The sequence below is a fragment of the Reyranella sp. genome (genome assembly GCF_044224635.1).
Classification (GTDB): Bacteria; Pseudomonadota; Alphaproteobacteria; order Reyranellales; family Reyranellaceae; genus Reyranella.
The window spans coordinates 14,771-38,499 of record NZ_JBGAKA010000048.1; the positions used below are offsets into that span (position 1 = coordinate 14,771).

Here is a 23,729-nt window from a genome sequence, read left to right on the forward strand (position 1 = left end):
GGCGAGGAGAATAGGGCCCTACGCCGCCTTCTTCGCCCTGTTCGCCGCGATCAGAGCCCACAGGCTCGCCGCGGTCACCGGCATGTCGGCGTGCTTCACGCCGGTGTGCGGATGGATGGCGCTGACGATGGCGTTGATCACCGCCGGCGGGGCGCCGATGGCGCCCGCTTCGCCGGCGCCTTTGACGCCGAGCGGGTTGGTGGTGCAAGGGCTGTTGTGCATGTCGAAGGCCACCGCCGGCACGATGTCGGCGCGCGGTAAGGCATAGTCCATGAAGCTGCCGCTCAGCAGCTGGCCCGAGTCCTTGTCGTAGACGGTCTTCTCGGTGAGCGCCTGGCCGACACCCTGGCCGACGCCGCCATGGACCTGGCCCTGCAAGAGCAGCGGATTGAGCGCCATGCCGAAATCGTCCATCACGCTGTAGTTGAGGATTTCCAGCGTGCCGGTATCGGGGTCGACCTCGAGCTCGCAGATGTGGCAGCCGTTGGGGAAGGTGTCGGCGTCCGGCATGCGCGTGAAATCGTCGTCGAGGCCGGGCTTCTTGCCCGCCGGCACGTGCTTGGGGTTCCTGGCCGCCGTGGCGACGTCGAACAGGCTCATCGTGCGGTCGGTGCCGACGATCTTGAAGCTGCCGTCGGCGAAGTCGATGTCGGCGGCGCTGGCCTCCAGGACGCTCGCCGCCACCATCTTGCCCTTGGCGATGATCTTGTCGGCGAGACCCAGCGTCGCGACGCCGGCCACCGAGACCATGCGGCTGCCGCCGGTCATGCCGTCGGGCGTGACGTCCGAATCGCCCTGCACGATGTCGATGCGTTCGGCATCGATGCCGAGTCGCGCCGAGGCGATCTGCCGGATCGCCGTCTCGTGGCCCTGGCCGTTGGTCTGGTTGCCGAGATAGAGCGTCAGCGAGGCATCGTCGTTGAACTTGGCGACCGCGGTCTCGGGCATGCCGCCGCCGCCGCATTTCTCGACATAGGTCGCCATGCCGATGCCGCGCCATTTGCCCCTGGCTTCGGAGGCGGCACGACGCGACGCGAAGCCCTTCCAGTCGGCCTTGTCCATGGCCTTGCGCATGACGGTCTCGAAATCGCCCGAGTCGTAGGTGTCGCCGAGCGCCGTCTTCCAGGGAATCTGGCTGGGCTTGATGAAGTTGCGGGCGCGGATCTCGTCGGGACCGAGCCCGGTCTCGCGCGCGATGTGGTCGACGAAGCGTTCGAGCAGATAGGCCGCCTCGGGCCGGCCGGCGCCACGATAAGCATCGGTCGGCACGGTGTTGGTCATCACGCCCTTGACGTTCACGTAGGTGGCCGGCGTCTGGTAGAGGCCGACCAGCATCGAGCTGCCGGCAAGGGTGGGGATGAACGGCGCGAAGTGATTGAGGTAAGCGCCCAGCGCCGCGTAGGTGGTGATGCGGCAGCCGATGAATTTTGCGTCCTTGTCGAGTGCCATCTCGGCGATCGAGACATGGTCACGGCCCTGGATGTCGGACTGGAAGGCCTCCTGGCGATCGGGGATCCACTTCACCGTGCGCTTCAGCGCGCGCGATGCCCACACCACCATCGGGTATTCCGGATGGACGAAGATCTTCATGCCGAATCCGCCGCCGACATCGCCGGTGCGTACGCGGAGCTTCGGTGAGCCGATCTTGAGGATGAGGTCGGCGACGACGGGGCGGATCATGCTGACGCCCTGGCAGGAGAGCCACAGGGTCGAGCGGTCGTCCTTGGCATCGTAGGTGCAGATCGCGCCGCGCGGTTCCATCGAGTTCACGACCAGGCGGTTGTTGACCAGCTGCAGCTTGACCACGCGATCGGCCTTGGCGAAGGCCGCCTCGGTCGCGGCGCGGTCGCCCATCTCCCAATCGAACACGATGTTGTTCTTGATGTGGTCGTGGACCAGCGGCGCGCCGGGCTGCGCGGCCTCCCAGGTCCCGACGACGTGCGGGCGCGGCTCGTAATCGACCTCGATCAGCTCGGCGGCGTCCTTGGCCTGCTCCAGCGTCTCGGCCACGACCAGGGCCACGGGATCGCCGACGTGACGCACGCGGCCCTGCGCCAGCATCGGCCGGGGCGTGTCGCCGCGTGGCGTGCCGTCGCGATTGTCGAGCGGCACGAGGCAGGGCACGTCACCGAAGCCGGCCTTCGTCACGTCGTCGCCGGTGAAGACCACCAGCACGCCCGGCGCCTTGGCGGCGGCCGAGACATCGATCCTCTTGATGTCGGCATGGGCATGCGGAGAGCGCAGCACATAGGCGCGGGCCGCCGCAGCCTCGAGCCTGGTATCGTCGGTGTAGCGCCCGCCGCCAGTGAGCAAGCGCGGATCCTCGACCCTGCGGATCGACTGACCAATGCCGAACTTTGCCATCGAACCCTCCGTGTTGGCCAGAGGTTAGCAAGCCAGGATGAAAGAAGTCACCCGGCTTGGCGATGCGTCCTGACGAGCTCGGCGCGGTATCAGCTCAAGACGGTCCAGGCCACCGATAGCAAGAGGATGGCGGCAGCTGCGCCGACGGCGCCCAGCCAAGTGCCGGACGTTGCAAGCGCGGGCACCGGGACGGGCGTGCCCTTTTCATCCTCATGAGCCCATCTCTCGGAGGCCAGTCTCATGGCGAACTCCCTTGGTTCCGGACAATGCAACGTTGCCTGGGCTAGAAGCGTTGCTCGATCAGGTTTCCCGCCGCGATGAGTGCCCGTTCCCTTCGTTCCCGTGCCGACGACCCGGTCCCCAGGGTCGACCATGTGGCGCTGGCGCCGGGATCGCAGGTCGGGCGCTACGAGATCGAGGCTGTGTTGGGGCAGGGCGGGTTTGGCATCACCTACCGGGCACGCGATACCCAGCTCGGCCGCACGGTGGCGATCAAGGAGTATCTGCCGGCCGCCTTGGCCGTGCGTCAGGACGGCGCCAGCGTGCTGCCGCGTTCGACCGAGGTTGCCGAGGACTTCGACTGGGGCCGCCAGCGCTTTGTCGAGGAGGGCCGTACGCTCGCCAGCTTGCACGCGGCGCCTTCGATCGTGCAGGTGTTCGACTTTCTCGAGGAAAACGGAACTGGCTACATGGTCATGGCCTTGGTCCAGGGCCAGACGTTGGAGAAAGGCATTGGCGGCGCCGGAACGCTTGGACCGTCCGATATCGACACTATCCTGTGGCCGCTCCTCGATGGCCTGGAGAAGGTGCACGAGGCGGGCTTCCTGCACCGCGACATCAAGCCCGCCAATGTGTTGCTGGACGATGACGGCAAGCCGGTCCTGATCGACTTCGGCGCCTCGCGCGCGTCGCTCGCCGATCGCACGGCGACCATGACGGCAATCTTCACGCCGGGCTATGCCGCCGCCGAACAGTTTAGCTCGGCGCGGCAGGGGCCGTGGACCGACATCTATGGCCTGGGGGCCACGCTCTACCACGCCATCACGGGCGCGCCGCCGTCGAGTGCCATCGACCGCCTGCTGCGGGACGATTGGGTGCCGCTTGCCCGGCGCTCGCCAGAGGGTTTTTCGCGCAAGCTCCTGACAGGTATCGACGCAGCCCTCGCGCTCCACGCCGAGGAGCGTCCGCAGTCTGTCGCCGACTGGCGCCGGCTGCTGCGCACGCACGTCGACGAAGCGGCGTCGACCGTGGTGATGGACAGCGGGGAGCCCCGCACGGTCGCGATGCCCATCACGATGCCGACGCCGCCCACGCCGCCCACTCCGCCGACCAAGCTCGCCGTCGGCGCGCGTCGTCGCAACCTCGGAAAATGGCTGGCACTGGCATCCTTCGCGGCGATCTTGCTGGCGGTCGGCGACTATGCTTTCTATTCGACGCGCGTGCCTGTCGGACAGGATGAGACGACGCGCGCTGCGCTGTCGCCGATCGCGGACGCCGAGCCGCCTGCACCGTCCCTTCCCGCGGCAATGCCAGAGGCGCCGCCAGGGCAGGTGGAGGAGGCGGCGCTCCACCTCGGCACGGAGGATCGTCAGCGCGTCCAGCGTGCCCTAACGGTGCTGGGTTTCGATACGAACGGCGCGGACGGCGCCTTCGGTCCGAGGTCGCGCGAGATGATTGCCGGCTGGCAACGGCGCCAGGGCCAGACGCCGACCGGATACTTGACGGCTGGTCAGCACAAGGAGCTGTTGCGTGACGCCAAGCCGCTCGTCGATCGGGCCGAGGCAGGGAGAAAGACCGCGTCAACGTCACCGGCCACACCGGGAGTCGAGGCCAGCTATGTTGGATCACTGACGGTGTCGGCGACCGGCGGGGGGCAGGCGGCGCTCAGTCCGGTCGAAGCCGACGTAGTCGTTGCCGGCGGTTACGTGAAGGGCCGCCTGGTCCATTCCCAATGCGGTGCGGTGCCGGTGCTCCTCGCCGTCGACGGGGCCGGCGCGATCAGCGGCAGCCTGCGCATTCCAGAAGCTGTCGGCTGTACCCTGAACCATGCCTCGGCCAGCGGTCGCGTCACCACGGAAGCGCTGTCGCTCGACATTCGTGGCGTCGATGTGACCCTGCGCGGCACGCTCTCCGTGCGCACCGGACAGGAGCGGCGCGCCCCAACACCGGACCCGACAGGGCTGCGCAACAACGTCCCCTGAAATCGGATCGCCGCCACTCTTGCTGCGGTTGCCGGCCGGGATTGTAGGATTGCGCCGGGCGAACTCATTCATCTGGGCGGCGGCCCTAGGGACGTTGCCCCGGTGATCACGCCCTCCGTCCCGGCAGTGCGGTGCGCGCCCACGAAGCCGTCGCCTGCTCGCGCAACAGTGCCTCGGTCACCGGCAGGCTGAGCCCCAAAGGGCTCACCCTGGGCTGGCTCTGGCCGAGGGCGCCAGTCGCACTCAGAGCGCGCCGCCTGCGATTGCCGTAGTCAGGTGCCTTCTGCGGACTACGATGTCCCCTTCTGCAGTTCGATCTGCAGCTTGGCTACTAGCACGATGCCGCCTCAACGAGCTATGGCCCGCTTGTTACAACGCGTTGAGGATGAGGCGAGTTGGGGATGAGGGCATGACCACGGCCTACCTCGCGGCCGACGGGTTCGCCGACCAGTTGACCGAGGAGCTGCGGCGCGCCGGCGTACCCGAGAGCCTGTGCCATGGCCGGTTGATCCTGTGCGAAGGGCCGCCGGTCGCCGCGGCCTGGGCGGCCAATACTTGGCACGACTGCGTCGAGCTGCCGGTCGCGTCGATCGGCGGTGCGGCACGGTCGCTGCGCGCCATCCAGCGCAACTGGGCAATGTATGCGCCGGTGCACCATCGGCGCGCGGCGCTGATCGAGCAGCGCCTGCCGCATGTCTCGGCCAAGCCCATCGCCTTTCCCGCCGCGGTGCCGGCCGCGCCGCTCGGATCTTGGACGCTGCTCGCACCGGACCGGCTGCTGGCGTCGGCGCGCTGCAACTCGCCCTTCGCCAATGGCGAGGTTGCCTTCATCGAGGATCGCACGGGCCCGCCCAACCGCGCCTATCTGAAGCTGTGGGAAGCCTTGGTTCGTCTCGGCTTCTGGCCTCAGCCGGGGGAGCGCTGTCTCGATCTCGGCGCCTCGCCCGGCGGCTGGACGTGGGTGCTGGCGCAACTTGGCGCCGAGGTGCTGGCGGTCGACAAGGCGCCGCTCGCGCCGCGCGTCGCGGCAATGCCGGGCGTGACATGGCGCGGCGAGAGCGCCTTCGCCCTGGCACCCGAGAGCGTCGGGCCGATCGACTGGCTGTTCTCCGACATCGTCTGCTATCCGGCGCGCCTGCTGCGGCTGGTCGATCGGTGGCGGGCGTCGGGTCTGGTGCGAACTTTTGTGTGCACCATCAAGTTCCAGGGCGCGACGGATCATGAGACCGCCGCCGGGTTCGCCGCCATTCCAGGGGCGAGAGTGCTGCACCTGCACCACAACAAGCACGAACTGACGTTCTTGCTCGAAGGGAGGTAGCCGGAGCGAGTGTGCCTTCGGCGAGTGGGAACTCGACGGAACGTCCCTCTGGGAGCCGGCGGGCCTATGGAGCTGCGGCTTCCAGATGGGCGGGTCAGCGCGGCAGTCCGCGGGCACGCAGGTCGCGGACGATGTGGTCGACGAAGACACGCACGCGCGGCGCCAGCAGGCGATTGGTCGGATAGACGGCGTAGATGCCGCCCGATGGCGGTTCGTAGTCGGTCAGCACGCGGGTCAGCCGGCCGGCGACGAGGGCGTCGGCGACGAGCCATTCCGGCGCCGGTGCGAGGCCGAGCCCGGCGAGCGCGGCGGTCCGAAGGGATTCGCCGCTATTGGTGAGCAGCCGCGGCTGGACCGCAATGGTCTCGCGGCCGAGGCGCCATGTGTCGCGCCAGGCGAGCGGCGCGAAGGCGATCAGGCGATGGGCCAGGATGTCGCGTGGTTGCCGTGGCGTGCCAGCGCCAGCCAGGTAGCTCGGCGAGGCGACGATGACGATGCGCGAGGTGGCGATGCGGCGCACCACCAGGCGCGGCTCGGGCTTCTCAACGATGCGGATGGCGAGATCGAGCTGCTGGTCCACCAGGTCTGCCGCGCCGGCCGCTTCGACGAGCTCGATCGAGATCGTCGGCCAGGCGGCAAGGAACGCGCCAAGGCCCGGCACGATGTAGCGCTCGGCAAAGGCATCGGGCGCCCCGACACGCAGCTTGCCGACCGGGTGCCTGTGTGCCGCCTGGGCCTCGCTGCGCGCCGCCGCAGCCGCATCCAGCAGGCGGCGGCACTGCGCGTAGTAGGCAGCGCCGGCCTCGGTCGGCCGCACGCGGCGCGTCGTGCGCTCGAGCAGGCGTACGCCGAGGCGCTCTTCGAGCGCGCGCACCGTCTCGCTGACCGATGATTTTGCCGTCTGCAGCATCGTCGCCGCGGCGGTGAAGCTGCCGCGCTCGACGACGGCGGCAAAGGCTTCGATGCCGGCAAACGAGTCCATGCTCGATTGTTCGCCAGGGCGAACGATCTGTCCAGAACGACCATCTGCTCGCGGCCCGCCGGGCGCCGTAAGTACAGACCGTCACAACACGGAGGACGACATGATGACCGAGATTTTGGACGTGATGGGTGCCGAGATGATCGTGCGGCGCGATGCCGGGATGTTCGTCGCCGAGCATCCCGTCCCGCCGGGTTATTTCGTGCCACCGCACCAGCACGATCACGACGAGGAGACACTGCTGGTGATGGAGGGCGAGCTCACGCTGATCGGCGAGGGCGGCGAGACCAAGGCTGGTCCGGGAGCCTGCTGCACCTTCGAGCCCGGCCAACTGCACGGTTTTCGCAACGACACCGATGGCACGGTGAAGCTGGTCGTCCTCGCGAGCCCGGGCGTGCAGCTCGCCGAGATGTTCCGCCACTTCGACCGGGCTGCCCGCAAGGGACCGCTGACGCCGCCGGACGTCATGGCGATCGCCGCCGAGTACGGTGTGACGTTCGGCTAGGACGATGGCTGGAAGGTGCCCCCGCGCCGGTTCTTGGAGGAGGGAGCACGCACTTCAATCTTGTAATCCTGAGCGCAGCGAAGGATCTCGTCGCCGTCCGCCACGGTGTGCTTTGAAACTTCTGGCGATGAGATCCTTCTCTGCGCTCAGGATGACAGTAAGGCTGCTTCCCTTGGCCGGTTGATGGCCCAAGCCGGCGTGATTCTCTCCAAAGAGCACCCGCAGCCCGGAAGTTGGAGCCTGTGCAATCAATTGCACAGGCTCCAGTACGAATTCATTGCGCTATGCCGGAACCTTGGGGGCCACACGGATCGCCGCTCTCCGGGATCTGGAACCTGCTCGAACGGGGAGATCGGCATGAGCCTGTTCCCAGCCTTCGCGGCGTACGAACCCGGCGACATGCGCCCTGAAGGCATCGATGAACTCCCGCGCCACTGGCGGTACGCTGCGTTGCGCCAGGTAAAGGGTGGCGAATTCGAAGTCGATGCGCGGCTCGAACGGGCGGGCGACGATACCGCGCGTGGCGTACTCGGTCGCCGTAAAGGGCTCGCAGAGGGAGACACCGGCGCCCGCGCCGGCGAGCGCGCAGGCGATCTCCGACAGTGGCGTCTCGATGCGCATGATGCGGGTCACGCCGTGCTCGGCGAAGACGCGGTCGATTCGGAAGCGCGAGAGCGTCGAATGGCCGAGCGAGATGAAATTCTCGCCCTCGAAATCCGCCGGGCGCAGCCTGGCCTTGCGCGCCAGGCGATGCGCCTGCGGCAGGACGGCGACCATCGGCGCGACCGGCATGTCCTCCTTCAGGACGGCGGCATGCTCGAGCGAGGCCTCGGCGAACCCGAGATCGCACTGGCCGTGGGCGACGGCGATGACGACGGCATGCGACACCAGGCCCGACAGCACGATGTCGAGCTTGGGGCGGTCGGCGAGGAAACGGCCGACGAAGCGTGGCAGGAAGCCGTTGGCGAGGGCGGGCAGGGCGGCGATGCGCAGGAAGCCGGCGCGGCGCGTGCGCAGCTCGGTCGCCATCTCGGCGATGCGGTCGAGGCCGACGAAGGCGCGCTCCACCTCGCCGTACAGCGACAGCGCCTCGCCGGTCGGCACCAGGCCCGTGCCGCGCCGCTCGAACAGGACTAGGCCGAGATGCTGCTGCAGGTCGCGGATCAGCCGGCTGACCGCGGGCTGCGTCACGTTGATCAGGGTGGCGGCGGCGCCGACGCTGCCGGTCAGCACGACCGCGCGGAACGCCTCGATCTGGCGGGGGTTCAACGGGCGCATGGGGCTTTATAACACTCCGTTATGAAAGGGGCGGCGAAATCGGATTTGACGTCACGGTGAGGGAACGAAAACATGAGCGATTGCGGCGACGGGGCGCCGCGGAGGAGGAGGAGTAATGAGGCATTCGACCTATCGAGCCGCGATGGCGGCCGGCCTGGCCGCGCTGCTGGGCGCGACCGCGACATTCGCGCAGACCAAGTCGCTGGTCGTGGCGGGCTATGGCGGCTCGTGGGAGCAGCAGCTGCGCAAGGACGTGTTCCCGGCCTTCGAGGCCAAGCATGGCGTGAAGATCGACTACGTCGCCGGCAACTCGACCGACACGCTGGCCAAGCTGCAGGCCCAAAAGGGCAACCAGCTGATCGACGTCGCGATCGTCGATGACGGGCCGATGTATCAGGCGATCCAGCTGGGCTTCTGCGGCAAGCTCGACGGGCTCGACAAGAGCGAGCTCTATCCGGCCGCCCTGTTCAAGGATGACAAGGCGGTCGCCGTCGGCCAGACCGGCACCGGCTTCATGATCAACACCAAGACCTTCAAGGACAAGAGCTGGGCGACGCCGACCTCGTGGAACGACCTCAAGGATGCCAAGTTCAAGAAGCTGCTGGTGATCCCGCCGATCAACAACACCTACGGGCTCTACACGCTGATGATGTTCGCGCGCATGAACGGCGGCGGCGAGAAGAACATCGAGCCCGGCTTCAAGGTGATGAAGGCCGACGTCAATCCCAACGTGCTGGTCTACGAGCCGTCCCCAGGCAAGATGACCGAGCTGTTCCAGTCCAATCAGGGGCAGATCGCCGTGTGGGGCACCGGCCGCGTCCAGGCCTTCGCGAATACCGGCTTCCCCGTTGATTTCATCTATCCCAAGGAGGGGGCGCCGATCCTGCTCGCCTCGGCCTGCCCGGTCGCCAAGGCGTCGCCCAACCCGCTGGCCCAGGAATTCATCAAGACGCTGATCTCAGCGCCGGTGCAGACCGTGCTGGCCAAGGAGATGGGCAACGGCCCGGTCAACACCAAGGTCGACGTCAACATGCCGGAGCTGCGCATGGCACCGGTCGGCGAGCGCGCCAAGCTGGTGATCCAGCCCGACTGGGATGCCATTAACGCCCAGCGCGAAGACTGGACCAAGCGCTGGAACCGCGAGGTCGAGCGCTAGGCTCGCCGCGAACGTGCGCCATCCGATCTTTCTCTTCCGCCACGGCGAGACCGTGTGGAATGCCGAGAAGCGCGCCCAGGGCTATCTCGATTCGCCGCTGACCGCGGCGGGACGCGCTCAGGCCCGGGCGATGGGCGAGACGCTGGCGCGCCAGCTGCAGCTTGGCGGCTATCCGCCGTCCGGCGTCATCGTGCGGGCAAGCCCGCTCGGCCGCGTGCGCGAGACATTGGCGATCGCGGCCGCGGCGGCCGGTCTGGCGCATGACGAGCAGGCTTTCGATCATCGGCTGCGCGAGATGAGCTGGGGCGATTGGGATGGCCTGATCCTCCCGGAGATCGAGGCGCGCTGGCCGGGTGCCATGGCGCTGCGGCGGCAGGACCACTGGAGCTACCAGCCGCCGGGCGGCGAGAGCTACGCCATGGTGGTCGAACGAGCGCGGCCGGCGCTCGACGAGATCGTGGCGCTGGCGCAGGAGCAGCCGGTCGCGGTGTTTGCCCATGGCGGCGTCGGCCGCGTGCTGCGCGGCCTGTTCCTGGGCGCACCGCAGGTCGAGATCCTGAAGATGGACCAGCCGCAAAACGCCTTCTATCGCCTGCATGGCGGCGCCGCGGCGCGCGTCGACACCTGACCGGCGATGGCGTTCCTCACCCTCGACGGACTGACCAAGCGCTTCGGCACGCACGCCGCGGTCGACGGCCTGTCGCTCAGCGTCGAGAAGGGCGAGTTCGTCTCGCTGCTCGGGCCGTCGGGCTGCGGCAAGACGACGACGCTGCAACTGATCGCCGGATTCGTCGAGCCGACGTCGGGCGCGATCCGCCTCGAAGGGCGCGATCTCCTGACGGTGAAGCCGGCGAAGCGCGGGCTCGGCATCGTGTTCCAGAGCTACGCCCTGTTCCCGCACATGACTGTCGCGGAGAACGTGGCGTTCGGGCTCGAGATGCAGGGCGTCGCGGTGACGGAGCGGGCGCGGCGGGTCGGCGAGACGCTCGAGCTGGTCGGGCTCGCCGCGTTCAGCAGCCGCTTTCCGCGCCAGATGTCGGGTGGCCAGCAGCAGCGCGTGGCCCTTGCCCGCGCGCTAGTCATCCGGCCGCAGATCCTGCTGCTCGACGAGCCGCTTAGCAATCTCGACGCCAAGCTGCGCGAGGAGATGCAGATCGAGCTGCGCCAGATCCAGCGCAGTCTTGGCACGACGACCATCCTGGTGACGCACGACCAGGCCGAGGCGATGGCATTGTCGGACCGCCTGGTGGTGATGAACCACGGCCGAGCCGAGCAGATCGGCCCGCCGCACGAGGCCTATGAACGGCCGGCGACGCCGTTCGTCGCGAGCTTCCTCGGCAAGACCAACGTGGTGAACGGGGCGACGGTGCGGCCGGAGAAGATCGCGTTCGCGGCCACGGGCCTAGCCGGCACGGTGCGCACGCGCATCTTCCAGGGCAGCCACTGGCTCTACCAGGTGGAGACGGCTGGCGGGCTCGTGACGGTGATCCGCCAGAACACCGGCGAGCCGGTGCCGGCCGAAGGCGATGCCGTGCATCTCGCATGGGCAGCGGCGGCATGAGGGCGGCACCCTACCTGCTCAGCCTGCCGGCGCTGCTGCTGTTCGGCGGCGTGGTGATCGTGCCGCTGGTCATGACCGTGCTGCTGTCGTTCCACGACTGGGGCCAGTACAAGGGCATCGAGCCGGTGTTCGTGCTGAAGAACTGGCACGAGGTCCTGACCGACTCGTACTTCCTGGAGATGTTCTGGCGGACCTTCCGGATCGCCTTTCTGGTCACGCTGCTGACGGCGCTGTTCGGCGCGCCCGAAGCCTACATCCTCAATCGCATGAAGAGCCCGTGGCGCAGCCTGTTCCTGCTGGTGATCCTGGGGCCGCTGCTGATCTCGGTTGTGGCGCGCACGTTGGGCTGGGCGCTGCTGTTCGGCGGCAGCTCGGGCGTGGTCAACAAGGCGCTCGCCTCGATGGGCCTGATCTCCGCGCCGCTGCCCTTCATGTTCACCGAGACCGGCGTGGTGATCGCGCTGGCTCACGTGCTGATGCCCTACATGGTGCTGGCGGTATGGGCGGCGCTGCAGCGCCTCGATCCCCAGGTCGAGAATGCCGCGGTGGCGCTGGGGGCCGGGCCGTTCACCGTGCTGCGCCGCATCGTGCTGCCGCAGATCATGCCCGGCATCCTGTCGGGCGCCGTCATCGTCTTCGCCCTGGCGGCGAGCGCCTTTGCAACGCCGGCGATCATCGGCGGCCGGCGGCTCAAGGTGGCGTCGACCCTGGCCTACGACGAATTCCTGAACACGCTGAACTGGCCGCTCGGCGCGGCCGTCGCCGTGCTGCTGCTTGTCGCCCTGGTCGCGATCGTCATCGGCGCCAGCCGCCTGGTCGAGCGCCGCTACGCCCAGGTGTTCTCATGAGTGGCGGACCGCGTACACCTTCCTCCCCAGCTGTGCTGGGGAGGTGTCGCCGTCTTACGGCGACGGAGGGATCATGAGTCACGAGTCTCGATCCCATGACCCCTCCGTCGCGTATGACGCGACACCTCCCCACTTCGTGGGGAGGAGCATGACGAAGGGCCGCGCATGAGCCGCAACGGCCCCCTGGCGCTCGCCTACCACACGCTGTTCGTCGCCTTCATGCTGGCGCCGATCCTGGTCGTCTGCATCGTCGCCTTCACGCCGGAGGGATATCTGTCCTTCCCGACGGATCGCTGGTCGCTGCGCTGGTTCTATGCCATCGGCCGTTATCCCGAGTTCATCTCGGCGTTCTGGCGCAGCCTGTGGCTGGGGGCGCTGTCGTCGGCCGTCGCCGTGACGATCTCGGTGCCGGCCGCGCTCGCCATCGCGCGCCATCGTTTTCCCGGTCGCGAGGCGATGACGGCGCTGTTCATGTCGCCGCTGATGATCCCGCACGTCGTGCTCGGCATCGCCTTCCTGCGCTTCTTCACCCAGGTCGGATTGGGCGGCACCTTTGCGGGTTTGGTGCTGTCGCACATCGTGATCGTGCTGCCGTTCGCGCTGCGCCTTACGCTCGCCTCGGCGGTCGGGCTCGACCGGTCCATCGAGCATGCCGCGGTGTCGCTCGGCGCCTCAGACTGGACGGTGCTGAAGCGCATCACCCTGCCGCTGGTGCTGCCCGGCCTGGTCAGCGGCTGGGCGCTCGCCTTCATCAATTCGTTCGACGAGGTGACCATGACGGTGTTCATTGCCGCCCCGGGAACCGAGACCCTGCCGGTGCGCATGTTTCTCTACATCCAGGACAATATCGATCCGCTGGTGACCTCGGTATCGGCCTGCGTCATTGCCATCACCGTGCTGGCCCTGGTGGCGCTCGATCGCGCCTACGGGCTGGAGCGGTTGCTGGTGGGAAGGAGCGGAGATGGCCGATAGCGGCACTGGCTACGACGTCGCGGTGGTCGGCGGCGGTCTGGTCGGGGTGGCGACCGCGTGGGGCCTGGCGCGCGAGGGCTGCCGTGTCGTCGTGCTCGACGAAGGCGATCGCGCGGTGCGCGCGAGCCGCGGCAACTTCGCGCTGGTGTGGGTGCAGAGCAAGGGCCTCGGCCTGGCGCCCTATGCTGGCTGGACGATCCGCTCCTCCAATGCCTGGGGCGGGCTTGCGGCGACGCTCAAGGAGGAGACGGGACTCGATGTCTGCTTCCAGCGGCCGGGCGGTTTTCACTTGGCGCTGTCGGAGCGCGAGCTCGAGGCGCGCGCCCTGGTGCTGAAGCGCCTGCACAACCAGCCGGGCATCGTCGATTACAAGACCGAGATCCTGGGTCATGCCGAGGTCGCCAAGATGCTGCCCGACATCGGCCCGGAGGTGGTCGGTGGCAGCTACTGCCCGCTCGACGGCCATGTCAATTCGCTGCGCCTGTTCCGGACCCTGCACACCGCCATCCAGGCCCGTGGCGTCACTTACCTGCCGAGCCATCGCGTCGAGACGATAGACAAGACGGGCGGCGAGTTCCGGCTCACCACGACCAAGGGCGAAGTGCGCGCCAACCGCGTCGCCTTGGCGGCCGGCAACGCCAACATGCGGCTGGCGCCGATGGTCGGGCTCGAGGCGCCGATGAAGCCCGAGCGCGGCCAGATCGTCGTGACGGAGCGTCTGCGGCCGTTCCTGCACCATCCCGTGGTCACGCTGCGCCAGACCGACGAAGGCACGGTGATGATCGGTGATTCCAAGGAAGAGAGCACCGATCCGGCCGGCCTGACATTGGGCGTCAGCGCCACCGAGGCCGAGCGCGCGGTGCGCCAGTTCCCGCTGCTCGCCCGCGCCAACGTCGTGCGGACGTGGAGTGCGATCCGCGTCATGACCCAGGACGGCTTCCCGATCTACGACGAATCGGAGACCCATCCCGGCGCTTTCACCGTGTGCTGTCATTCCGGTGTCACGCTGGCGGCCAATCACGCTTTCACAATTGCGCCGATGATCGCACGCGGCGCGCTCGACAAATCGCTGGTCGCTCCTTTCAGCGCGCGGAGGTTCCATGTTCAAGAGGCTGGCTGAAGCGGGAGCGGCGGTGGCGATCACCATCGACGGCAAGCCGGTGACGGCACGCGGCGGCGACACGGTCGCGGCGGCCCTGCTGGCTGCCGGGATCGACCATTGCCGCACCACGCCGGTGACCGGCGCGCCGCGCGCGCCCTACTGCATGATGGGCGTGTGCTTCGAATGCCTGGTGACGATCGACGGCGTCGGCAGCCGTCAGGCCTGCCTAGTGCCGGTGCATCCCGGCATGAAGGTCGAAACCCAGCTCGGCAGGCGCGAGGCCGGACGATGAAGCGAGTGTCAAACTCCTCCCCAGCTTTGCTGGGGAGGTGTCGCGTTATACGCGACGGAGGGGTCATGAGTCGTGAGTCACGCTTCATGGCCCATGACCCCTCGTGCGCGTTCGCTGTCGCGAGCCGCGCACCTGTCCGCGATTACGCGGACACCTCCCCAGCGAAGCTGGGGAGGAATGAAGAGGGGAGCCTCCTCCCATGAACGCCGCCGACCTCTCACCGATCTACGACCTCATCGTCATCGGCGGCGGGCCTGCGGGCCTTGCCGCGGCGTCGGTCGCTTCGCGCGCCGGCCTCTCGACCGTGCTGCTCGACGAGAATCCCGGCATCGGCGGCCAGATCTATCGCGCCATCACCACCAGCCCGGTGACCGACCGGTCGATCCTGGGCGACGACTACTGGGTGGGCAAAGCGCTCGCCGCCGAGGCGAGGTCGAGCGGGGCGGCGATCGTCGTTGGCGCCACGGTGTGGAGCCTCGATCCGCATCGCATCGTCGGCGTCTCGATTGCCGGCCAGACCCGCCTGATCGAAGGACGGCGGATCATCGTCGCCACCGGTGCGCTCGAGCGGCCGTTCGCCATTCCCGGCTGGACGCTGCCCGGTGTCATGACGGCGGGCGGTGCACAGACGGCGCTGAAGGCCCAGGGCCTGGTGCCGTCGGGCCGGACGGTGCTGGCCGGAACAGGGCCGCTGCTGTGGCTGCTGGCGGCGCAGATCCTGCGCGCCGGCGGCCAGATCGCGGCGCTGCTCGACACCACGCCGACGCGCAACTGGCTGCTCGCCCTGCCGCACCTGCCGGAGTTCGCCCTGTCGCCGTACTTTCCCAAGGGCCTGAAGCTGTTGCGCGAGGTGAAGGCCCGCGTGCCGGTGCACAAGGTCGATCGCATCGCCGCGGTGGGCGAGGGCAAGTTGCGCGAGGTCGCGTTCGGCCTGGACGGCGGCGCGGAGCGGCGCCTGCCGGCTGATCTCCTGTTGCTGCACCAGGGCGTCGTGCCCAACGTCAATCTCGCCCTGGCGGCCGGTCTGGCGCATCGCTGGAACGCGCGCCAGCTCTGCTTCGAGCCGGTGCTCGATTCCGACTTCGGCGGCTCGATCGCAGGCATCGCCGTCGCCGGCGACGGCGCGGGAATTGCCGGCGGTACGGCAGCGGCCCAGCGCGGCCGGATTGCCGCCATGGCGGCGGTACGGGCGCTTCGGCCCGAAGCGTCGTTGCCCGACCCGCAGGCGGCGCGGCAGCGCCTGCAGCGCGAGGAGATGGGCCGCGCCTTCCTCGATTGGCTGAACCGCCCCGCCGATGCCTTCCGCCGGCCCGACGGCGACACGCTGGTCTGCCGCTGCGAGGAGGTCACGGCACGCCAGGTGCGTGAGGCGGCGCGGCTGGGCTGCGAGGGGCCGAACCAGATGAAGGCCTTCCTGCGCTGCGGCATGGGCCCGTGCCAGGGCCGGCTGTGCGGCCTCACCGTCACCGAGTTGATCGCCGAGACCCGCGAGTCCACGCCGGCCGAGGTTGGCTACTACCGCCTGCGCCCGCCAGTGAAGCCGATCACGCTGGCCGAGCTGGCGTCGCTGCCGATCAGCGCCGCCGAGCGCAAGGCCGTGGAGCGCTGAAGATGGCCCGCTCCCAGGCCACCAAGACGGCAGACGTCGTGGTGATCGGTGGCGGCATCCATGGCTGCTCGACGGCGCTGCATCTGGCGTTGCGTGGCCTGAAGCCGATCCTGGTCGAGAAGGACTATGCCGGCCGTCACGCCTCGGGGGTCAATGCCGGTGGCGTTCGCCAGCTTGCCCGTCACCTTGCTGAGATTCCGCTGTCGATCTCGTCGATGGAATTGTGGGAGCGCATCGAGGATCTGGTCGGCGACGATTGTGGTTTCTCGAGCCATGGCACGGTGCTGGTGGCGGAGAGCGAGGAGGAGCTCGCGGGCTTCCGCGCCCGCGTCGACGAACTGCGTCTCAGGGGTTTTGCCCACGAAGAGCTGATCGGTCGCGACGAGCTGAAGCGGCTGGTGCCGGCGGTGTCCGAGCATTGCCCGGGCGGAGTGGTGTCACGGCGTGACGGCGCCGCCGATCCGTTCCGCACCACGCAGGCGTTCCGTCGCCGCGCCGTCGAATGCGGCGTCGAGGTGATGGAAGGCGTCACGGTGACCGGCCTGGCGCGCGCCGGCTCGGTGTGGCGGGTCGAGACCAGCGACGGCCCGCTCGAGGCGCCCAAGGTGGTGAATGCCGCCGGCGCGTGGGCCGACCGCATCGCCGCTCGGCTCGGCGAGCCGGTGCCGCTCGAGGTCATCGCACCCATGCTGATGGTGACCAGCCGGCTGCCCGTCTTCATCCAGCCGGTGGTGATCCTGCGTGGCCGCAAGCTCTCCTTCAAGCAGCTCGAGAACGGCACCGTCGTGATCGGCGGCGGCCATCTCGCCGAGCCCTATCGCGACGAGAATCGCAGCGTGCTCGACTGGTCGAAGCTCGCGATCAGCGCGCGCACGGTATGGGAGCTGTTCCCGGTGATGCGCGCGGCGACCATCGTGCGCGCCTGGGCCGGCATCGAGGCGCGCATGCCCGACGACATCCCCGTGGTCGGGCCGAGCTCGACCAGCGAAGGCGTCTATCACCAGTTCGGCTTCTCGGCGCACGGCTTCCAGCTCGGGCCGGGCACCGGCGCGATGATGGCCGAGCTGGTCGCCACCGGGCGCACCAACGTGCCGATCGACGGCCTCGGTATCGCGCGCTTCCAGGATCAGGCGCGGCGCCAGTCGTAGCCGAGCCGCGGGAAATGCACGACGACCTCGCCGACCAGCGGGTCGTGGTGCGCGAGGGCGATCTCGTGAGCATCGATGAACCGCACCTCGCCCTCGATCCAGTCCCTGGCGTTGTCGGCGGGCCGCACGCGGGCGCGCTCGCCGGGGCGCGGGTCGCCGTCCTGCGGCTCGGACGGGCGCGGCGGCGCCGGCGTGGCGGCGCGGGCGATGGCGAGCGCCTGATCGGCATCGATGTCGGTGCGCGTGCCGTGGCCGATCGCGGCCATGCGGTCGCGCCACGCCAGCAGTCGGGGGTACGGGTCGAGCTCGCCGCGGCAATCGATGCGGCGGCCGCGGAAGAACCACACCACGTGGTAGGCGGCGAAGTCGGCGATGCAGGGGGCGTCGCCCAACAGGTAGGGCCGCCCGTCCTGCAGCATGTCGGCGAGCCACCTGATCTGCGGGCGCACCAGGTTGCGGTTGCGGATCGCCGCCTTGCGCACCGCCTCGATCGAGGGCTCGGGCAAGCCGTGCAGGCGGGCACGATCGGCGTGCAGGCCGGCCGGCATGTGATCGGCGTTGATGCCCGACACGAACAGCGCCACTGGCCGCATGAATTGCTGCTCGGCCCACCAGGCGATGGCGTTGGCGCTGCCGGCGGTCGCCGCCGGGTACAGCGTCGGCTCGGGCACGCGGCGCTCGAGCTCGCGTGCGATCAGGTTGGTGTCGCACCAGACGTCGGCGCCGTCCTGCAGCACCGGCGTGCGGCGGTAGCCGCTGGTCAGTGGCACGAGCTTGGGCTTGGGCAGGATCGGCGGGATCTCGACGCCCTGCCAGGCGAGGCCCTTGAAGCCCAGCATCAGGCGTGCCTTCTCGGCGAAGTTCGAGAAGTCGTAGTGATGCAGGATCAGGCTCATGCCCGGCCGGCTCGCGCGTTACGCCGCCTTCAGCACACCCTGGTCATCCTCGATCTGCAGCGGCTTCCAGTTGCGCGAGACGACCCAGTCGGGACGCGGGCTCGGGCCGAGGTTGGGCTTGTTCGCCACCGTGTTGCAGGAGACGTAGATGTGCCAGCGATCGTCGGCCGACAGGTTGTGCCCCGAGGCGTGCAGCGTGTTGCAATGGAACAGCACGCAGGTGCCGGCCCGCCCGGTGACCGCGACGGGCTCGGGCGAGCTCTTCAGGATCTCGATCATGCGCTGCTTGGGCATCGCCCAGAACTTGTAGGAGGTCTGCTCGTCGTAGACCGGCTCGATGCGGCCGAGCCTGTGGCTGCCCGGGATGATGTAGAGCGCGCCGCCCATCTCGGTCGTGTCGGTCATCATCAGGTTGAAGGTCACCATGTCGGGCCGCGCGCAGCCGTCGCGCTTCCACGAGCCGTAATCCTGGTGCCACTGCCAGACCGTGCCTTCGATGGCCGGCTTGGTGTTGATCTTGGTGTGATAGACGTAGACGGCGTTGTCCTTCAGGGCCTGCTGGACCGGCCGCAGCAGGCGCGGCGTGTGGACGAGGGCGCGGAACGGCGCCGAGCGGGTGGCGCCGTCGGGCTCGTGGCAGCGGAAGATGGTGCGGACGGCGCCGGTGTGCTCGCGGACCACCTCCTCGCCGTCGACCTGGCTGAGCCGCGCCACCTCGCGCCGCAAAACGGCGACTTCGGTCCGCGAAAACAGGTCGGGAAAGATCAGGAATCCGTCTCGGTCGAACTGCTCGAGCTGCTGAGGCGTTAGCTCCATCTGGTGAATTTCCTAGGCTATGCAGGTGGTCGTGACGCTATCATTGCTGGCTCGTGACGGCAAAGATGGTCAAAATCCAGGTGACTGACCCTGCGGGGTCGGAAGGGGAGCGAAGCGATGGATGGCGTGGTCAATATCGATGATCTGCGCAAGCTCGCGAAGAAGCGGTTGCCCAAGATCGCCTATGATTTCATCGAAGGCGGCACCGACGACGAGGTTGGGCTGGTCACCAACGAGCAGGCCTTCCGCAAGGCCCGCATCGTGCCGCGCTATCTCGTCGACGTGACCACGCGCGACCAGTCGACGACCCTGTTCGGCCGCACCTACTCGAGCCCGATCGGAATCGCGCCGACCGGCATCGCCGGCCTGTTCCGGCGCGGCGCCGACCTGATGCTGGCCGAGGCGGCGCGCGACGCCAACGTGCCCTTCATCATGTCGGGCTCCAGCACCGGCTCGATCGAGGCTCTTGGCAAGCTTGCGCCCGACCATGGCTGGTACCAGCTCTATTCCGCCAAGGACCAGTCGATCTCGGAGGACATGATCAAGCGCGCCGGCGAGGCCGGCCTGCGCACGCTCGTCTTCACCGTCGACGTGCCGGAAGGCTCCAACCGCGAACGCAACACGCGCAACGGCTGGGGCCGGCCGCTCAAGCTCACCTGGAAGACCAAGTTCGAGGCGCTGACGCATCCGGCCTGGATGATGGAATGGATGAAGCACGGCACGCCGTACTTCGATAACTGGGCGAAGTACGCCGGCCCCAACGCCACTGCCGAGCAGATCGCCGACCTGGTCGCCCAGCAGAACCGCGCGCCGATGACCTGGAAGCACGTCGAGCGCTATCGCGAGCTCTGGAAGGGCAACTTCGTGCTGAAGGGCATCATGCATCCCGACGATGCCATCCGTGCCCATTCCCTCGGCGTCGACGGCCTGATGGTGTCGAATCACGGTGCCCGGCAGCTCGATAATGCGCCGTCGCCGCTCGAGGTGCTGCCCTCGATCCGCGACGCCGTCGGCGACAAGATGACCCTGATGCTCGATGGCGGCGTGCGCCGCGGCCTCGACGCGATCATCGCGCTCTGCAATGGCGCCAAGTTCGTCTTCTGCGGCCGGCCGACGCTCTACGGCGTGGCCGCAGGCGGCACTCCGGGTGCCGCCAAGGCGCTCGGCATCTTCCGTCGCGAGATCGACATCAGCATGGCACAGATCGGCGCCACCAAGATCGCCGACCTCGGCCCGCAGTTCCTGATGTGGGAGGACGAGGAGGACCTGCGCCGCAACCGGCGCTGATCGTCCCGGTCTTCCGGGTTGCGAGCCTCTCGCTCGCTCACTCGGGACGACAGAAGTTCCGACGTCGGCCTGAGCGATGCTGGCCAGCCGCGGAGAAGTTGGACGCTCGCCACAGCCGCCCTTGTCAGGGGTGCCGCAACAGGCCTTAGCCGGCGCATACGCGCGAACTGGTGCCGCGCAATTTCATTGCCGCGCGTCCTTCCGTGCGCCACACTGCCGGCGGCAAGGAAGGGTTCCTCTACGTGAGTCAGCGCTAATCGCACGGTCCCGAGCCGATTTCGATCGGCAGTGATGACCGGCTTTCGATTTCCCGTCGCCTGACGGGACCACGCGCGGCGATGCCGTGCAGCGGCTGTTCTCCGGAGTCTCCCTTGTCCCATCCTCTTCTGACCGCGCCGATCGGGCGGAGTCTGCTTCGGCTGGCGGGGCCCACCACCGGACTCATGGTGGTGCAGATCCTCGTCGCGGCGATCGATGTCTGGCTCATCGGCAGTCTGGGCACCGATGCGCTCGCCGCCGTGGCCCTGGTCTTTCCGTTCCAGATGCTGATGATGAATATCGCCATGGGCGGCATGGGCGGCAGCGTTGCGTCGTCGATGGCGCGCGCCCTGGGAGCAGCCGGCCGGCTCGACGATGCGCGCGCTCTCGTGGTGCATGCGCTGGCCCTGGCCGCGGTGCTCGGCGTTGCCTTCACGACCCTTGCCTGGACGCTCGCACCTGCACTCTACCGCCTGATGGGAGGCGACGGTGACGCGCTGCACGAAGCTGTCGCCTACAGCCATGTCTGGTTCGCCGGCGCCGTCCTGTTGTGGCTGTTCGCCTTTCTCGCCTCGCTGCTGCGCGGCGGCGGCGATGCCGTGACGCCGGGCCTCTACGGCCTCGTTGCCTCGATCGTCTACGTGCCGATGGCGGCAATCCTGGCGCTCGGCGTGGGCTCGTGGCCCGGGCTCGGCCTCATCGGGCTAGCCCTTGCCGCCATGCTCACCACGACGGCGAACGTGCTGCTGCTCGCTCGCGTGCTATGGCGTGGCCGGCTTGGCTTCGTGCCTGCCCTTGGCGGCATCAGCTTGCAGAGGCGGCTGTTCGCGGAGATCCTGCGCGTCGGTCTCCTCGGCTCGCTGACGACCGTGACCGCCAATGCGACAGCCATGGTGATGGCGGGCCTGGTCGGCCAGTTCGGTGTCGCGGCGCTGGCGGGCTATGGCATCGGGGTGCGTCTGGAGTTCATGGTGGCGCCCATCGCCTTCGGCATCGGCACCGGACTCACGACGCTGGTCGGCGTCGCCGCCGGCGCCGGGGCATGGACGCGCGCCGTCAGGGCGGCATGGATCGGCGGCCTCGCCTCGTTCGCCTCGATCGGACTGATCGGCTGGACCGTCGCGCTCATGCCCGAGACCTGGGCACGCCTGTTCACCTCGGACGACGCGGTGGTTGCCGCCAGCGTCGTCTACATCACGCGCGTGGCGCCGTTCTACTGCCTGTTCGGGCTGGCGCTCACGCTCTATTTCGCGAGCCAGGGCGCGGGTCGCATGACGGTGCCTGTGGTGGCCGGAATCGTGCGCATGGTGGCAACGATCCTCGCCGGCTGGCTCGCCGTCGAGGCGTTCGAGCTTGGATTGGCGGGGGTGTTCGCGGCGATCGCCGTCGGCATAGCAGTCTACGGCGGCCTGATGGCGGGACTGCTGTTCACAATGCCGTGGAGCGGCGACGCAGTCCGTTTCCGAGATTCGAACGCACCTCAATCCCCGTCATAGTCGGGATATTGCTCGGGTGCCTTGCCGACCGATGCCACGAGACGCGGATAACGCGTCCTGGGAGCGATCTCACCTTTGGCCTTTGCCTCGATCAGGAAGCGCCAGTCATCGCCGTAGTCGAACACGAACAGCATCTTCTTCCCGGGCACGTCGAAAACCTGGGCCACCGTCGTTTGCTCGACGCTGCCGGCGTCGCTGTCCCCGTCTTCCATATCGGCGAACAGCTCATATCGTTCGCTGCTGCCGCGGTGCGGGTCCTTCACGTTGCTGTAGTAGCCGAAGGCGTGGTCGAACTCGAAATCGAAGGCCATGACAATCGCCTCCGCCAGCGCAGAGAGCGACCTGCTGCCTTCGATCTCGATCTCGCGATAGACCCTGGCCTTGAACGACGCACGCAGTACGTGCGTCGTTGGCGCCGCCGCGGCTGCCCGCGGTTTCAGTGCACGACCTCGAACAGGCCGGCCGCGCCCATGCCGCCGCCGATGCACATCGTGACCACGACGTTCTTGGCCTTGCGGCGACGGCCCTCGATCAGGGCGTGGCCGGTGCAGCGCGCGCCGGTCATGCCGAACGGATGGCCGATCGAGATCGAGCCGCCGTTGACGTTCAGCTTCTCGTTGGGAATGCCGAGCTTGTCTCGGCAGTACAGCACCTGCACGGCGAAGGCCTCGTTCAGCTCCCACAGGTCGATGTCGTCCATCTTGAGCCCGAAGCGCTTCAGCAGCTTGGGAATGGCGTAGACCGGGCCGATGCCCATCTCGTCGGGCTCGCAGCCGGCGACGACCAGCCCCTTGTAGATGCCGAGCGGCTTCAGGCCGCGCTTGGCGGCTTCGGCATCGCTCATGATCACCGCGGCCGAGGCGCCGTCGGACAGCTGGCTGGCATTGCCGGCGGTGATCCACTTGTCGGGACCCATGACCGGCTGCAGCTTGGACAGGCCCTCCAGCGTCGTGTCGGGACGATTGCCTTCGTCCTTGGTGAGCTTGACCGTCTTCTTGGAGGTCTCCTGGGTGTTCTTGTCGGTGACCAGCATCGTGGTTTCCATCGGCACGATCTCGTCATCGAACTTGCCGGCCTGCTGGGCCGCCGCGGTGCGCAGCTGGCTCTGCAGCGAATACTCGTCCTGGTACTCGCGGCTGATCTTGTAGCGGCCGGCGACGGTGTCGGCGGTGGTGATCATGGCGTGGTAGATGCCCGGCACGTGCTCCTGCACCCACGGATTGACCAGGCGGTTCTTGTTGCCGCCTGGCGGGCCCTGGACCAGCGACACCGATTCGAGGCCGCCGGCGATCATCACCGGCACCTTGTCGACCAGCACGCGCTGGGCCGCCATCGAGATGGTCTGCAGGCCGGACGAGCAGAAGCGGTTGACGGTGACTCCCGAGACACTGACCGGCGCACCGGCGCGGATCGCCGAGACGCGCGCGACGTTGGAGCCGGTCGTGCCTTCCGGCGCGGCGCAGCCCAGGATCACGTCCTCGACCTCGCCCAGCTCGAGCTTGGCGCGCTCGGCGGCGTGCTTGATGACGTGGGCGCCCATGTCGGCACCATGCGTGTCGTTGAAGACGCCGCGGAATGCCTTTCCGATCGGCGTGCGGGCGGTTGAGACGATGACGGCGTCGGCCATGATGTTGTTCCTCCTG

At 68.3% G+C, this 23,729-nt stretch carries 21 protein-coding genes; 14 read left to right on the plus strand and 7 right to left on the minus strand.

Features of this window, described 5'->3' with window-relative positions; all coding sequences use genetic code 11:
- Nucleotides 1-18: 18 nt before the first annotated feature.
- Nucleotides 19-2,364 (minus strand): xanthine dehydrogenase family protein molybdopterin-binding subunit, encoded by a 2,346-nt coding sequence (locus ACILR9_RS30190; RefSeq protein WP_395713689.1) that lies wholly within the window; start codon nt 2,362-2,364, stop codon nt 19-21.
- Nucleotides 2,365-2,738: 374 nt separating this feature from the next.
- Between ACILR9_RS30190 and ACILR9_RS30195 the strand changes: the two genes are divergently transcribed.
- Entirely contained in the window at nt 2,739-4,565 is a 1,827-nt protein-coding gene (locus ACILR9_RS30195; protein ID WP_395713690.1) for a serine/threonine protein kinase, read from the plus strand.
- 409 nt (nt 4,566-4,974) lie between these two features.
- Nucleotides 4,975-5,883 (plus strand): SAM-dependent methyltransferase, encoded by a 909-nt coding sequence (locus ACILR9_RS30200; RefSeq protein WP_395713691.1) that lies wholly within the window; start codon nt 4,975-4,977, stop codon nt 5,881-5,883.
- 94 nt (nt 5,884-5,977) lie between these two features.
- On the opposite strand, the gene ACILR9_RS30205 is transcribed toward ACILR9_RS30200, so the two are convergent.
- Nucleotides 5,978-6,865: a LysR family transcriptional regulator gene (locus ACILR9_RS30205; protein WP_395713692.1), complete on the minus strand. Its 888-nt coding sequence runs from the start codon at nt 6,863-6,865 to the stop codon at nt 5,978-5,980.
- Nucleotides 6,866-6,965: 100 nt separating this feature from the next.
- Between ACILR9_RS30205 and ACILR9_RS30210 the strand changes: the two genes are divergently transcribed.
- Nucleotides 6,966-7,367 (plus strand): cupin domain-containing protein, encoded by a 402-nt coding sequence (locus ACILR9_RS30210; RefSeq protein WP_395713693.1) that lies wholly within the window; start codon nt 6,966-6,968, stop codon nt 7,365-7,367.
- Nucleotides 7,368-7,649: 282 nt separating this feature from the next.
- On the opposite strand, the gene ACILR9_RS30215 is transcribed toward ACILR9_RS30210, so the two are convergent.
- A complete protein-coding gene (locus ACILR9_RS30215; RefSeq protein WP_395713694.1) occupies nt 7,650-8,645 on the minus strand; it encodes a LysR substrate-binding domain-containing protein in 996 nt (331 codons plus the stop codon).
- A gap of 115 nt (nt 8,646-8,760) precedes the next feature.
- Between ACILR9_RS30215 and ACILR9_RS30220 the strand changes: the two genes are divergently transcribed.
- From ACILR9_RS30220 to ACILR9_RS30260, 9 genes are all read left to right on the plus strand, one after another.
- Entirely contained in the window at nt 8,761-9,801 is a 1,041-nt protein-coding gene (locus tag ACILR9_RS30220) for an ABC transporter substrate-binding protein (RefSeq protein WP_395713695.1), read from the plus strand.
- A gap of 13 nt (nt 9,802-9,814) precedes the next feature.
- Nucleotides 9,815-10,429 (plus strand): histidine phosphatase family protein, encoded by a 615-nt coding sequence (locus ACILR9_RS30225; protein ID WP_395713696.1) that lies wholly within the window; start codon nt 9,815-9,817, stop codon nt 10,427-10,429.
- A 6-nt stretch (nt 10,430-10,435) separates the two neighbouring features.
- On the plus strand, nt 10,436-11,362 hold the full coding sequence (locus ACILR9_RS30230) for an ABC transporter ATP-binding protein (protein ID WP_395713697.1): 927 nt from the start codon (nt 10,436-10,438) through the stop codon (nt 11,360-11,362).
- Nucleotides 11,359-12,210, plus strand: coding sequence for an ABC transporter permease (locus tag ACILR9_RS30235; RefSeq protein WP_395713698.1), 852 nt, complete (start codon nt 11,359-11,361; stop codon nt 12,208-12,210). The genes ACILR9_RS30230 and ACILR9_RS30235 overlap by 4 nt, the downstream gene beginning before the upstream one ends.
- 165 nt (nt 12,211-12,375) lie before the next feature.
- Nucleotides 12,376-13,182: an ABC transporter permease gene (locus ACILR9_RS30240; protein WP_395713699.1), complete on the plus strand. Its 807-nt coding sequence runs from the start codon at nt 12,376-12,378 to the stop codon at nt 13,180-13,182.
- Entirely contained in the window at nt 13,172-14,302 is a 1,131-nt protein-coding gene (locus tag ACILR9_RS30245) for an NAD(P)/FAD-dependent oxidoreductase (RefSeq protein WP_395713700.1), read from the plus strand. Before ACILR9_RS30240 ends, ACILR9_RS30245 begins: the two co-directional genes overlap by 11 nt.
- Nucleotides 14,283-14,576 carry a (2Fe-2S)-binding protein gene (locus ACILR9_RS30250; RefSeq protein WP_395713701.1) on the plus strand — a complete coding sequence of 98 codons (294 nt, stop codon included), beginning with the start codon at nt 14,283-14,285 and terminating at the stop codon, nt 14,574-14,576. The genes ACILR9_RS30245 and ACILR9_RS30250 overlap by 20 nt, the downstream gene beginning before the upstream one ends.
- A 199-nt stretch (nt 14,577-14,775) precedes the next feature.
- Nucleotides 14,776-16,185 (plus strand): FAD-dependent oxidoreductase, encoded by a 1,410-nt coding sequence (locus tag ACILR9_RS30255; RefSeq protein WP_395713702.1) that lies wholly within the window; start codon nt 14,776-14,778, stop codon nt 16,183-16,185.
- Nucleotides 16,186-16,187: 2 nt separating this feature from the next.
- Nucleotides 16,188-17,333, plus strand: coding sequence for an NAD(P)/FAD-dependent oxidoreductase (locus ACILR9_RS30260; protein ID WP_395713703.1), 1,146 nt, complete (start codon nt 16,188-16,190; stop codon nt 17,331-17,333).
- On the opposite strand, the gene ACILR9_RS30265 is transcribed toward ACILR9_RS30260, so the two are convergent.
- Together ACILR9_RS30265 and ACILR9_RS30270 are read right to left on the minus strand one after the other, a co-directional pair.
- A complete protein-coding gene (locus tag ACILR9_RS30265) occupies nt 17,312-18,229 on the minus strand; it encodes a glutathione S-transferase family protein (RefSeq protein ID WP_395713704.1) in 918 nt (305 codons plus the stop codon). The genes ACILR9_RS30260 and ACILR9_RS30265 overlap by 22 nt on opposite strands.
- Nucleotides 18,230-18,247: 18 nt before the next feature.
- Nucleotides 18,248-19,045: a phytanoyl-CoA dioxygenase family protein gene (locus ACILR9_RS30270; protein ID WP_395713705.1), complete on the minus strand. Its 798-nt coding sequence runs from the start codon at nt 19,043-19,045 to the stop codon at nt 18,248-18,250.
- A 117-nt stretch (nt 19,046-19,162) separates the two neighbouring features.
- Between ACILR9_RS30270 and ACILR9_RS30275 the strand changes: the two genes are divergently transcribed.
- Both ACILR9_RS30275 and ACILR9_RS30280 read left to right on the plus strand, forming a co-directional pair.
- Nucleotides 19,163-20,332, plus strand: coding sequence for an alpha-hydroxy acid oxidase (locus ACILR9_RS30275; protein ID WP_395713706.1), 1,170 nt, complete (start codon nt 19,163-19,165; stop codon nt 20,330-20,332).
- A 371-nt stretch (nt 20,333-20,703) separates the two neighbouring features.
- Nucleotides 20,704-22,086, plus strand: coding sequence for an MATE family efflux transporter (locus tag ACILR9_RS30280; protein ID WP_395713707.1), 1,383 nt, complete (start codon nt 20,704-20,706; stop codon nt 22,084-22,086).
- On the opposite strand, the gene ACILR9_RS30285 is transcribed toward ACILR9_RS30280, so the two are convergent.
- Complete coding sequence (locus tag ACILR9_RS30285; protein WP_395713708.1) at nt 22,071-22,574, minus strand: IS1096 element passenger TnpR family protein; 504 nt, start codon at nt 22,572-22,574, stop codon at nt 22,071-22,073. The two genes, ACILR9_RS30280 and ACILR9_RS30285, sit on opposite strands and share 16 nt — an antisense overlap.
- Nucleotides 22,523-23,713, minus strand: coding sequence for an acetyl-CoA C-acyltransferase (locus ACILR9_RS30290; protein WP_395713709.1), 1,191 nt, complete (start codon nt 23,711-23,713; stop codon nt 22,523-22,525). Before ACILR9_RS30290 ends, ACILR9_RS30285 begins: the two co-directional genes overlap by 52 nt.
- Nucleotides 23,714-23,729 lie beyond the last annotated feature (16 nt).